Source organism: Dinghuibacter silviterrae, from assembly GCF_004366355.1.
GTDB lineage: Bacteria > Bacteroidota > Bacteroidia > Chitinophagales > Chitinophagaceae > Dinghuibacter > Dinghuibacter silviterrae.
Window position 1 is genome coordinate 1,681,438 of sequence record NZ_SODV01000001.1, and the last position, 13,335, is coordinate 1,694,772.

The window sequence follows — 13,335 nt, forward strand, 5'->3', positions numbered from 1 at the left end:
CGTTCCGACATAGGGGCCTGCTTCCTAATCTTTCAATCTAGCCAATTTTGAGGTATAATATCGGTGCGCCAGATCATACACCACCATCTCCTGAACACGGTTCTCGGACACGAAAAGACGGTTCATATGCATATGAATAAAGCTCCCGAGCAAATTCTGTAACGGCACTTCCAGACGCCCATCCCTTTTAGCCGCTACCAAACGATCTGTTACATTGCCGAATTTCACCGAAAACTCTTCCGTGATATAATCATTCAGGCTCAGCATCTCAGAGATCTCTTTCGCATACACACGGTAATTTTTATCTGTCTCCCTCCGGACCGCCTTTTGGGGATCCAGCTCTTTTGCCATAAGATTGTATTTATCAAGCGCGAATCCTTGTTTCTCCACCAGCTCCCACCCAAATGAACCAAGCATTGCATCTAGTACTTGAACGCCCCACATCCATCGAGGAACCACGTCGGTTTGCCTTCTTAAAAAGTTAAGCATTGAGTCACTACTAATCTGAAATATTTCCTCCGCCTCCTGGATAGTTCCAGCCCCATATCGCTCCAGCTCCCGGTTATAAGTATCCATCTGCGTCTTCCATATAAACCCTTCTTTTTCAAATGGTCTAAAATGGGAAGATACCACTTGAACCGCTTCACCCCAGCTTTCTGGTCTGGACAACAAAAACCTCACTCGCAAATGAAACTCGGGGTCCGCATATCTAATAAAAAACCATCTTTGCACCAGACCTTTAGCTCGAAGTTCTTCCCAAACTGGCCCCACCACTTTATCGAGCAACATGTCTGCGCTCCTTTCGCCACAATACAACTTATAATACATCCATTCGGATCCCACGGAAAAGCTTCGTTGAACTCCCTCGATGAAAATTTTCTTACCCGGCGCTGCGTCCGTCCCCCTATGTCTCACCAAGGACGCGACGAACTGCCCATTGTACGAGGTTCCATCAACCGCTCGAACCACTCCTTCGCCTGTTCGCAGGTATTCCGCTATTTTAAACGAAGGGTGTTTTCGTACCATCTTCAAGAAAATGCCAACTAAAAGTGGATTCTCCGCCTCAATCAGTAATTCGTTATCCCCGTCCAGCCATAGAAATGAGAGCGGGATCTTCCACTCTTCGCGCCATCGAGTCATTCTCTCCATTGTGTCGTCCTCTCCTTCAAGTAATGTCCGGTAATCTTTCGCTTTAAACTGCCAGGTCGCCCGAGACAAAACATGTCCTTTCCAGGTCACCCTGGGTAAGAAAACGAACCGTGATGCCAGTGCTCCCCAGGAAAAACCAAGGGATCGTTGTGTTCCTTGTCCCTGAAGGTCACAAAGGAATCGGAAAACCGGGAGGGCGGTTTTGGCGTAGTTGTATGCATTTGTGAGCCTTGGCAATACCCGTTTCCCCAATTTACGGGATCGCAATACTACCTCCTCCCCGCTAACTGATATATATAGATCATCCAGGGGAAGAATTCCCTCCTCTTGAACGACTGGTTGCCCCAAGTATGGAATCTCATAATCCCTAAGAGTAGGATGCTGCTGAATATTCCCAGTACGGTCTTCAGGTAGATGCACGATCTCTGCCAACACCGATGTTGACCCAATTGCCGCGACTTCAGCGCTCGTAATTTCTTCAGACAGTTGATTAATGGAGTCATCACCTTGGCAAAATCTCGCCAGTAGGTTCGCGGCGCTGGATCCGCCGGCTCCCTCCACCCACAACAGTCCGTCAATTCCGTCTAACACCTGAAATGTCACAGAAAGTGATAATGGCAGTGCAGCTCCCACATCTGGCAACCTTTCCACTGTTGTTTCATCTAAGATCACACTATATGCGTGGTGTTGTTGTGCCTCTAGTAAGGTTGAAAATAGGAACTCCTCCACTTGACCCCAACCAAGATCTGGCCTCCTTTTTTCAGGGGCCTCTAAATGTAATTCCGGCCAAGCACCTTTGCTTTCGATCCCGGGGTAACCGATCCCCGCGTCTGGGTCTAGAACTGCTGAAAGAGGCATCTCCCTGTCTTCATATCGCGTCCTGTACCTACGGGCGAACTCCAACAGGCCTCCCCCTACCGATGGCAAACTCAACTTGTTCAGAACTTTCAATACATCAACGAGTTGGGCTTTCAAACGACTATCCAGACAATTATCACCCTCAAAGAATAAATCCACTTGAAAGAGTCGACCTTCATCATGTGCCAAGCCGAAGCCCTCGAAAAGGCCACTCAGTTCCAAGGAGCGGTCATTGTCTGCTATGTCCGGTGTGTCAATGGCTGCCAATCCTGGCTTAAGCTCCTTGAGCCGGCGTCCAATGGCAGAAGTGCCGCAGCCAGCCTTTTCTATCGATGTTATCAGGTGTTCAAAGTAGCCTTCTCCGGTTACGGTTGGCTCCAACTCATCCACAAACACTCTCTCTTCCAACAACCTTTCCACATACGATACTGCGTCCTCTTCTTCTGCCCCGAACGACACCAGGGTGGATACGAGATCTCGAAACCCAACGTCGCCTTTGGCTTGGACCATCAATGAATCGAGGTATTCAGTCCGTTCCACTGCATGCAGTTGGTATGTTCGGTCCCCATTCCGATCATATACATGCTTCATTAGGCGAATCTCTTCCCCCAACACATAGGCGCTGCTGTTTACATGGAACCGAAGATGATCGCGCAATTCCGCTGCGGCCGTTCGGCCAAATTTGTACAAAAAGGACATGTCGGGGCGCGTTTTTCGCGTTGTTCCATTTAATGTGATGGACGTCTCACCTTGTCCCCATCCAATATAGGCACAACCAGAAAAAAGCCCAAAGGGAGTGCATCGGTGATTCATCCTTGAAACGTATTTGCAGAGAGTAGTCAGCATTTTATCGTTTCGCCCGCCATCCAACCATTTCAGCATCTCCCGGTAAAGAGCGGGCGAAGCTGCATATACAGCCTCCTTGAACCAGGCCTTGGTAGCCAAGGCCCTTATGGTAGCCTCGTCCAGTCGTTGCCAGCCTGGTATCCTGGGTGCTCGCACAACCAGGCCACTCGTAAATTTATAATCCGCTAACATAGTAAGAAAGCTTCTCCCCATGGCGTCCAAACCCCCAGGTTGACAGACATCAATATCAATCCGATCCCAGGCCAGCCTGTTAGCAGGCTGCCCTCATGGCCAGCATACCGGCTCGCCTTGGCGTCTTCCCTGGCCATGGTCAAGGTACGAATCGCCCAAAAGTCAAATGCCTCTTTGTAGTCTTCTTTGCCAGTAATCCGATGCAATGCCCGATACATATGCGTAACCCCCGCCGCACCATGGCAATAGTGTGCATCTGCTATTAATGTCTCTTCATGGGTTCTTCGCGTTATAGTAGCAAGACCTACGTGTTCGGCGACTTCAATCCATTCCCGGACGCCAAAGCGGGTTCCTGCCCGATATAAAAGCCAGGCTACATTCATATCGCCGTAACACCAAGCCAGACGATTGCCGACGAAAGTCTCGCCAGAGTTTTCCATAGTGAAAAATGGGAATATGGATGCTTTTTCAGCTTGTACGTGCCCCGCACTAGATAGGAGAAAGGATATTCCCTTCCGTATCGTATCGCTCACATTCCATTTGTCCCCATGCTTTTCCAGGACATTCAACAGCACCAGTAATATCCCGCATTGACCATGAGCTAGGCTCATATTCATGCAATTCAGCCCCTCCTTTAGCACACTATTCCTCCACCACGTCCCTTTCCAACTTTCCACCCCATCCTTTATCAATTGTTGTATCAAATATTCCAAAATGCGTTCCGTTAAGTCTGAAGCGGGAAGACTTGCGTAGTAATGAAGAATTCCAACCGCCCCATGTAAGAAATCGACATTATTCGATTTCATCATTTCCAAAGCCCCTTCCACCAAGAAATCGTCGAACGTCGGCGGCAAGTCTGCCAACTCAATTTCAGCAGGAAGGCCCTCTCTTTTGATGTATTCAAAAACATACCCCAACCCAGCCAGCCCAGAAGAAAATGATGGATTTGTAAGCGTGGAGTTTCCTTCCTCCAGACGATCAAGAATTTCTCTAAGGCAGGCTACAGTCGCCCGCCACCAATTCTCCGCCCTTGTTATCTTAAAGGCATTATAATAGTAAAACGCTAAGCCAAGCCGCCCGCTCAGCAAACCATCGTCCTTTGCCGGCGAATCGTCAATGATGTTTTGAATCAAATCGAAGTCGTCAGCGGTTACGGGAAACTTCGGAGATAGCGTCATTGTGATTTATAACAATTTACTCTTGATTCTGTTCAGAAAGGCCTCCTTGTAGGTTACTCCGAAGGGTATCCTTGTGCCTGATCCCCTTAATACGACTTCGCCCGCATCAACCAGGTCAATTTCGTCCAAGGCAACGATATAAGATTTGTGAATCCGCATAAACTTTGCCGAAGGCAATATCTTTTCCAATTCCGATAGACTATGTAGTGTCAATGTTTTCCCGCCACTCCAATGGAAGGCAATATAATTTTTCATGCCCTCTACATATTTTATATCTTTAAAGTATATTTTTATCAACCTCCCTTTCTGTTCCGTTTTCACAAAAACATGATCCTCTTCCACAAATAAGGACTCTCCCTTGGGATGATTCTCGGCAGTATGCATCTTTAGCGCCTTTGTCGCCGCCTTCATGAAACGCTGCAAGGAAATGGGCTTGAGCAGGTAATCTACAATGTTGAGATCGTAGCCATCCAGTGCATAGTCGGGGTATGCCGTGGTTAATATCACCAGTGTGTTCAGCGGCATTGCCTTGATTAGCTCTAGTCCCGTTATGTCGGGCATATGAATATCCAGGAAGACCAAATCGATGTTCTGGGACGTAAGGATATGCAGTGCTTCAATAGGACTTGTCGTTGACCCTGCCAAGGATAAAAAAGGGGTCTTTTCCAGGTATATTTTCAAGATTTCGATCGCTGCTTGCTCATCGTCCACCAAAAGACAACGTATCATAGTCACAGTCTTATTTCCAAAAGAGTAGAATAATCCTCATCAGTCTCCAATACCTCAAGAACAAACCTGTCTCGGTACCATTGTTCCAGTCTTTTTTTCAAATTAGCAATTCCGACGCCGGAGGAAAATTCCGCTGCTGTCTTGGATTTTTGATTCCTTGTATAAAACCGAACCTGCCCATTTATATCGTCATAATCCAGTGAAATCACAACCGGATGTTCCTCATTCAACAGATCTCCATGCTTAAATGCATTCTCAACGATCGTTACGAATATAAAGGGTATCACCTTTGCCCCGTAATAGTCCCCGTTGCATTCGAAGCGTACTTGTAGTTGCCTACCGAACCTGAATTGATTGATTTTAATTAAGTTCTTTAGGTGCTCAACTTCGCCCTCCAGGCTAATCAAGCCCGATCCATTTCCTTCCCTAAATGCGTAATGCATGATTTCCGACAAAGTCAAGATCCCCTCCGACAACTCGTCAGATACTGTTAGTGCCTTATAATAAAGGAAATTCAGGACATTATACAGAAAATGTGGATTGATCTGGGCCCTGAGATAGGCCTGTTCAGCGATCAACTTTTCCTTTTCCAATTCCGCCTTTTTTTGGGCTTCTAAAGATTGTTTTCGTTCCAACTCATTGATTGACTTTTGCTTTTCTATCGATTCCTGGGCATACCAGTATCCGAAGCCAAACAAAGTGTATTGGAACCACCACCATGACATAATAGCTGAGGAATGCCAGAAATCATAAACCGTAACCTTTGGGTATCCGCTTAGTGGTAGTATATACCAATAAATCAAACGATGTAATGCTACAATGAACGCAAAAAGTAAAACTTCCGCCGATACGAGTGCTGGAATTCTCCGGACAGAATAGAACCGAGGCAGGATTACAAAAATGTTCGCGTAAAATACGAGCGCTGCTAGGCTGTACTTTGCGATATATTCAGAAAGAAATAAATAACGGGATAAAGCCTGTATGCGAGACAATACATAATTGAAGACCGTGTAAAGGACCCAGAACATTATGTGCCATCCCGCACGTCGTAGCTGTCGATTAGTTGGTCTTTTCACGGCCCAAATATTTTACCGCGTAAGCCACCCAATCAGGTATCGTCTCGTCCAAGGGGACGTCCGGCTGAATCCCAATATTATCAATGGGTGGATATACTTTTAGTCCCCTTTTGCCAGCGGGACATAAGTAGTACATATAGGGACAGGGCATGGACCTGGTATCCACTACCTCCGAATAATCATATCCGCCATGGGTGTGTGAACCGAATATTGTCACCTTTTTGCTATAGTGGCAATTTATCAAGAAGCCTTCGGTCGCGCTCGCGCAACCATAGTCCACGAGCACACCGATTTTTCTGGGGAACTCCAAAATAGAGTCAAGCGTAATCGTGATTCCTTTTCTTACTCGAACCATTTTTCCGGGTTCAGCCTTCATACTATCTATGAATTCCTGCACAGCCTTACTTTTCGCATTGGAAAGCAAAGGGTTATTTTTCCATTTTTCATAGATTGCGATATTTCCAGGCGAAGATCGTAGATATACCTCATCGTAGGGAATAGGTCCGGTATATATTAACGGGAAAAGCGAAAAAAAACAGTCACTCACCCCACCTCCATTCTCTCTAAGGTCGATGATCAAGTTTCTTGTACGCTCGATGATGCTGAGGTTTGCTTTTATGATGCTGTCCGTGGTTTTAACGTATTCCTGGTCAAAACTCTTTATAGTTAATACACAGGCATCTTTTGACAAGACCTTGAACGATACGACCTCGCTACCAAATCCGTCAGGATTCACCGGTTCCTTTGAAACGGGAAAAGTCTTCAACCATGTTCCATATCCATCGATAACTAGACTGTTTGATCTCACTATCGTCGTAGGTGTAAGGGGTGTATGGTCGCGGCCATAAAATGTTACAGTGTATTTTCCTCCCGGATGAGTGGAAAACCGCATTTTTAATTGACCGGGGAACCAGCAAATGCTGTCTGCTTTTAGCACTATACCCAAATAATCACCGGGTATTGCCGGATCCTTGAGCATGGCAATCTCATAGGAGCTACCTTGCCGCCAAATTCCCTCCAAAGGATCGCCTTTTCCCTGCACCCATCGTTCCTTTAATTCGCTAAGTTGGATAGGTATTCGGGGCTCATCCTTGAACACGTCACGAAGACTATCGAGATAACCATTCGCGTTTCTCACGAACAAGTTCAGATGGGGCTCACGAAAGAAGGCGAGATATCTTTTTAGCAGCTTATAACAAGAAGATGAACCGGCTAAAGTAGCTTCCTCATGAAGACTATCCTTTAGCCGGTTGTACCTATCAATTGTTGCTGAATTGACTTTGTCGTTAAAGCCCGCATAGTCCTCTTCTACACTCTTTTCCAGGAAGGAAAGGTTTGTCACGCAATTGCAATTCTGTGCGGTGGCCGGTCGAGTGTAATGAACCGTGAATGCCAATAGTAAAAATAATTTACAGGGAAGGGATCTCATGTCGTGCTTTACTATTTACTCGTCTAACAGTTAATCGTCAAGCATCCTGTTTCAATTGGCGTTGTTATGCATGCATCGCAACTGTCATAGGTGGCGCAGGCAGTGTCGTTCGGGTCCTGGGTGGCCTTTTCAGGTGTTACCCCGCCCCAAACTTTCTTTAGCTGCTTGTTGGATAGAGTAACAATTGTCTTGCTTTTTAGCTCCAGCTTGAGCTTTGGTTGGGTTTCGTTGATCATTTTGCAGAATTTATATACCAAACCTAAATATTATGTCGCCGGAAATGCAAAAAAATACACCAATTTCATTTTGCTAGGTACCAATTCAATCCAACGAGTCTATTCGTTTTTTGATATAGGTCAAATCTTAAATGGTCCCATTCAAAAGTCAGACTAGCAAATCGCCGTTTCTGTTGGACAAGGGTCAGTGCAGGTACAGGTTACACAGGTCAAAACGGACGCGCAATTTGTTTCATTTTGTGTTTCTTGCGGTGTTTCCCCTCCACCACTCATTCGTTGCCTGTTGGAAAGTGTGATGATTATTTTGCTTTTCAATTCCAATGAGGTTTTTTCCGAAGTGTACTGGCTCATAAGATTAAAATATTTACTTATAATTCCTCGTCTTTTAAATATATGAACTATTCAGGTTCAGGGCAAAAATATTTTGATCCCTATCAAACGTCATTTGGGATAATAAATACCTCATCATAGGTTGCATGCCCTACATTAGCATTGCTAACACTAAAACCACAAAAAAATCTATGATAGCAAGAAAGAGAAATCTGCTCGTAATCGGTCTGGTATTGGTTGCATGCGTGGCCTTCAATATCTTCGCCATTCGCACTGATTTTAGGTCGATTTATATCAATCAAGCAGCTGCCGAGGTCCCAGCCTGCCACAGCGAAACGGTTTCTTGCTCTCTTCCCGACGGCACAAGCAGTACCTACACAGTTTGCAATACGACTGCGAACACCTCAACTCAATGTACTTGCGGTTCGACCACCCCCTGCACCAAGCCAGGAAATTCCTAAGGAACCAAATCCCCTTAATATGGAAAAAAAATCGCCGAAGAAAATCCTCGCAATTATTGGCGGGGTAAGCCTGATCGCAATCCTGTCTGTTAATGTGTTTGCTTCTGTAAGTGGCCCCCATGGCCCAAGGCTGCATAAAGCCTTGGCCGAAGCTGGTGACTGCCTGGAGGAAAACGTGGGCTGCACCATGCCCGACGGGTCTGCGGGTAATAAAAACGTCTGCATCACGACCGGCAACACAACAACAAAATGTGTCTGCGGTACTGCGCAAGACTGTCAAAAGAACACAGGTAACCAATAAACTTTACGTATGAAAAGAAGATTCCTTAAGGTTTTTCAAGTCGGCGTGGCCACCCTGGCTATCGCTTCACTTCTGTTTGTGAACATAACGGTCTCAACCAACACTACACTCCAGATCAGTGTCAACAAGGCTCATGCGGAAGCTATGAACTGCTATGGAGAGGTCGTTGGCTGCACCATGCCCGATGGGTCAGCGGGTACCAAGTCAGTCTGCATCACAACCGGTACATCCACTGTCAAGTGTGTTTGCGGATCCGCTAATGATTGTTCCAAGTCAAGCGGTGGCTCTTAAACCTAGTTTTTCCAGGAAATATCCTGGCGATATAATATCGCTGGGATATTTCCTGATACCTATCAGATGTTAAAAGATGTAGGAATTTTATGCTTTTTTACATAAAAAGAATCGAGGGTTTGGCGCTGATGCTAATATTTGTCCTCCTTGGATGCAAGGGTAACAAAAATCATGTTCCTTCCCCAATGGTAATCCTTCATGTGACCGACTCATCCACCTCCTGGCAATCAAGTGACCGGTTATCGGATCTTATAACACCCATACGCTTTGTACCGCTGGAGCGGTCGGAAGTAGCCAATATTGGGAATGTCGACAAACTCCTGGCTATCGATGACAAGTTTTACATACTGGATAAGTCATCGGCCAAATGCGTTTTCATTTTTAGTTCTGACGGGAAATACTTGGGCACAATTGGCAGCCCCACTTCTTATAAACTCCCCAATGATATTACTTATGATGCGGCGAATCGTGAACTCTGGGTTTTGGACGGCGGTAATAGGAAAATTCTTAGGTATTCACTCGAAGGCAATTATCATGGGGATATTCTTCTTGATTTCTATTGCGAGAACTTTGAATTTCACGGGACGGGAGTTGGATTTATCGGTGGACGGCAGGAGGATGACCTCCTTTTAGCCGATACGACAGGTAAAAAACTGACCTCCGATTTCCCTATGAATGCTATTAACTGTCTTCGTTTGGTAGACCCTTTGGTAAAATCAGATGACACGACAGCGTTTTTTAGAGAATATCTAAATGATACAATTTACCGGATAAAGGATGACTGGGTATACCCTGCTTTTTATGTGGATTTCGGCACACATAAATTCATTCCACCAAAGACAACCGCTCCACCTGGTCTGCATGTTTTAATTCCGCCGGCGTCTAGCATGGGCCAGATCAATCACTTTCTGGTTAGCCCTTCCTTCGTTACCTTTTCCTTTCAATATCAAGGGAAGGCGCTCTATGCGATTTATGATAGGGCCTCCAAAAAACTTAAAACATATAGCAGAAGCGCTAATAATGATCTGACCTTTGACAAGTATCCACCATACTCAATAGCCGCCAGGCGGGATACTTTCTACGCTCTTGTTCAACCTTATTCCCTTATTCCTTCGCTGAAGAATTGGTCACTTGACAATGCTGGATTGGATTCTTCGGAAAAATTGAATTTGAGCCGTATGATCGGAATTTCAAATGGCATGACGGAATTATCCAATCCTGTGATTATGGCTTTTACATTTAATCATTTGTGAATATGAAAATCGCTCTTACATACGCTGCGATCATCTTATTGGCTGGCTTTGATGGCCTACTTCTTGTGAAGAATGCGAAAGCCGATAAGCAGGCAATAGAGACTAAAAGTCAATTGGATGAAGATAGGTCTGATAATAACACTCTTCTCTTTGACGTATCCGAGTTGACTAAATACGATAGTCTTACCTACAAATCTGATGACTATCAACTTGACGGAGATTTGGAGCTTAAGGGGCTGGATGGAAAATCTGTCAGGCTTAAATCCCTGCTGAAATCCGGTCCCAAGCTCATTTTCCGGTATTCTGAAATTAACTGCAACGTTTGTTATCAAAAGGTTCTTGATGAACTCAGTGCCCTAATCAAAAAGATCGGACCTCAAAACATTCTCATTATCACCTCCTATTATAACCAGCGAGAGTTGTATAACTTTATGAGAGTCAATAATATTTCACAAAATGTATTTAATATTGGAACGGCCAGCCTCGGGCTGCCCATTGAAAAATACGATGTGCCGTTCTTGTTTATGGCTGATCAATCGCTGAAAACTAAGGTTCTTTTCGTACCTTATAAACGGAACCCCGGTTTAACAAAACAATATTTCTTGTCAGTTAAGGAAAGATACTTCTCAGAATCCTAATTTTTTAACATGAGTGTGGTTCGCGTTTTAAATAAGCGGCTTTCCTTGGTGAAGCTACTGGGCCTTACCAGTGGTTTTGTAATATTCCTATGCATTCTTCTTTATGTCAATTATGAATTTTCTTTTGATACGTGGTCACCAAAGCTGCGTGATGTTTACCGGGTATCGCTAATAACCAAAGATGGGCAGCCCTCCATAACCACACAGCAACCTCTATCTCAATTCATACTTGAACACAACCCGGACGCAATCTCGGCAACTCGTGTGCTACTGGCGGCGCGTGGTGAGCTTGACCCTCTTCTTTCCGCGGGGGAAACACAGATCTACAGAAACGATATACTGAGGGTTGACAGTAACTTTTTGACCGTTTTTCCATATCAGGTGGAAAATGGTGATCCAAAGACAGTTCTTTCTGCCCCGAACAGCATTGTTATCACCCGCGACCTTAAGATGGCGCTTTTTGGTGATAAAAACCCCATTGGGAAGACGATCCAATTAAACAAACAGGATCTCTTCACAGTTACCGGTGTCATCAACATGGATTCTTATCGCTCCCACCTATCATTTGGCGCCCTTATACCACTGCGCAGTAAGGCCAGAAACCAGCTTGATTGGAATATTGCCCGGTACGGGACTTATGTTGCACTAAAACAAGGCTACGCAAGTAAAAACCACCATGAAACGGCTGCATTCAATGCCGCGCTCGACGGTATTCCAGCCTTGACCGGACAAGGACTTGCCCTAGGATATACACCCGTTCGGGACATTCACCTTCATTATGCCCAAAAGGAAGGGAGTCGAAGCAGTTATGATCTTGTTCTAATTTGCTTGCTCCTGGCCGTTCTAATCCTCGTTATTACTGTTGTAAATTATATTAACCTTACCATAGCAACCTCCATCAATCGTTACAAGGAAATATACGTAAGGCGGGTCATCGGAGCAGATACGGGGATGATCTTTTGGGGCATTCTTTCAGAGTCTTTAATCCATGTAGTCGCCGCAGTATTGTTGGCGTTTCTTCTGATCATGCCCTTGGCTCAAGGCTTAGGTCGGTTGCTTGATATGGATCTTCTCCACTGGTCGTCATATAGTTATATTCGCTTTTTGGGGGAAATCGCGTTTTTAATCCTGATTACTGTTTGCTTAGCGGGGGGGTATCCTGCATTCGTGTTTTCCCGATATTCTGCCGCCCGGTTATCCAAATTTGGGAGCACACCGCAATCAGAGCGGTCGTGGCTCCGGAAATTTTTGCTGGCCTTACAGTTTACGGTGTCCATTTTCTTCGTTTGCGTGAGCCTGGTCATATTCACTCAGGTTCGTTACTTACTTCATATGGATTATGGTTTTGTTCCGGACCAGGTATTCAAATACCAGGCCTCCTATGGTGTATACGCGCACTACAATGCCTTTAAACATGATCTCCTTGATAATCCGTCCGTAAAGTCTGTTTCCCGCTGTAGCAATTATCCGGGTGACGGTTTGGCATTCACCCAGCTACCCTTTACATATAAAGGAGAAAGCCACAACCTTGACTTGGTGTCCGTTGACTATGACTATTTCTCCACTTTGGGGGTCAAATTTATCAGCGGTCGGGATTTCAATCCTGCCTATCCGACTGATTCCAGCAAAGGAATGATCATTAATGAGGCCTGCGCTCGGGAACTGGCATTTGACCCGGTTCGGTCTTCCTTTCTTGTTTCCCCTTGTGGTCAGGATAGTAGTCAACGAGCGAAGTCCATTTTGGGTGTTGTCGGTAACTATAATTCGGAGGGGTTTCAAGCGTCCGTTCGTCCTACTGTGTATGTCATCAACTCAGGGTGCACTAACTCAATGACTTCCGTATTGGTGAAGGTGTCTCCCGGCAATTTGGTGGGAACAACTCACTATATAGAAAAGACTTGGAATAATTATAATAACGTTCTACCGATTAGGCCTAAAACGGTCCAGGACGAATTTCTAAAGTATCTTATCACTTATCAACGCATGGAAAAAATCTTTTTCATTTCAACAATGGGCCTTATTCTTATATCGCTGCTCGGTATATTTTCGCTTGCCAGTTTCGAGCTTGACCAGCGCTGGCGGGAATTGAGTATTAGAAAGGTCTTGGGGGCCACCATGTACGACCTCTTCCGGGTGTTGAATATGCCGCTTATTTACATATTGCTTGTTGCGAATTTGGTGGCAGTGCCGCTTGCCTGGTATTTTTCAAAAATTTGGCTAAATAATTTCACTTATCGTGTACAAATGCCCGTTCTGGTATTTTCCTTAACCACGGCATTTAGTGTGCTGGTTAGCCTGGTTGTTGCCAATACAAGAATGTCAAAACTGATTTCCTTAAACCCCTCCCAAAAATTGCGGGAGAATTAAT

10 protein-coding genes are annotated in these 13,335 nt (G+C 45.2%); 4 read left to right on the top strand and 6 right to left on the bottom strand.

Features of this window, described 5'->3' with window-relative positions:
* Positions 1-24 precede the first annotated feature (24 nt).
* The 6 genes from EDB95_RS07465 to EDB95_RS07490 all read right to left on the bottom strand — a co-directional run bounded on the left by EDB95_RS07465 (position 25) and on the right by EDB95_RS07490 (position 7,693).
* On the bottom strand, positions 25-3,066 hold the full coding sequence (locus tag EDB95_RS07465) for a lantibiotic dehydratase (protein WP_317129034.1): 3,042 nt from the start codon (positions 3,064-3,066) through the stop codon (positions 25-27).
* Positions 3,039-4,223, bottom strand: coding sequence for a lanthionine synthetase C family protein (locus EDB95_RS07470; RefSeq protein ID WP_133992201.1), 1,185 nt, complete (start codon positions 4,221-4,223; stop codon positions 3,039-3,041). Before EDB95_RS07470 ends, EDB95_RS07465 begins: the two co-directional genes overlap by 28 nt.
* A 6-nt stretch (positions 4,224-4,229) precedes the next feature.
* Positions 4,230-4,952, bottom strand: a complete 723-nt coding sequence (locus EDB95_RS07475) for a LytR/AlgR family response regulator transcription factor (RefSeq protein ID WP_133992203.1) — start codon at positions 4,950-4,952, stop codon at positions 4,230-4,232.
* A gap of 2 nt (positions 4,953-4,954) precedes the next feature.
* Positions 4,955-5,677 carry a sensor histidine kinase gene (locus tag EDB95_RS07480; RefSeq protein WP_162852511.1) on the bottom strand — a complete coding sequence of 241 codons (723 nt, stop codon included), beginning with the start codon at positions 5,675-5,677 and terminating at the stop codon, positions 4,955-4,957.
* Positions 5,678-6,011: 334 nt separating this feature from the next.
* Positions 6,012-7,370 carry a S41 family peptidase gene (locus tag EDB95_RS07485; RefSeq protein WP_162852512.1) on the bottom strand — a complete coding sequence of 453 codons (1,359 nt, stop codon included), beginning with the start codon at positions 7,368-7,370 and terminating at the stop codon, positions 6,012-6,014.
* 110 nt (positions 7,371-7,480) lie between these two features.
* On the bottom strand, positions 7,481-7,693 hold the full coding sequence (locus EDB95_RS07490; RefSeq protein ID WP_133992209.1) for a hypothetical protein: 213 nt from the start codon (positions 7,691-7,693) through the stop codon (positions 7,481-7,483).
* An 810-nt stretch (positions 7,694-8,503) separates the two neighbouring features.
* On the opposite strand from EDB95_RS07490, the gene EDB95_RS07495 reads away from it, so the two are divergent.
* From EDB95_RS07495 to EDB95_RS07510, 4 genes are all read left to right on the top strand, one after another.
* Positions 8,504-8,785, top strand: a complete 282-nt coding sequence (locus EDB95_RS07495; RefSeq protein ID WP_133992211.1) for a hypothetical protein — start codon at positions 8,504-8,506, stop codon at positions 8,783-8,785.
* Positions 8,786-9,165: 380 nt separating this feature from the next.
* Positions 9,166-10,329, top strand: a complete 1,164-nt coding sequence (locus EDB95_RS07500) for a 6-bladed beta-propeller (protein ID WP_133992213.1) — start codon at positions 9,166-9,168, stop codon at positions 10,327-10,329.
* A 2-nt stretch (positions 10,330-10,331) separates the two neighbouring features.
* Positions 10,332-10,967, top strand: coding sequence for a hypothetical protein (locus EDB95_RS07505; RefSeq protein WP_133992215.1), 636 nt, complete (start codon positions 10,332-10,334; stop codon positions 10,965-10,967).
* Positions 10,968-10,976: 9 nt separating this feature from the next.
* Entirely contained in the window at positions 10,977-13,334 is a 2,358-nt protein-coding gene (locus tag EDB95_RS07510) for an ABC transporter permease (RefSeq protein WP_133992217.1), read from the top strand.
* Position 13,335 lies beyond the last annotated feature (1 nt).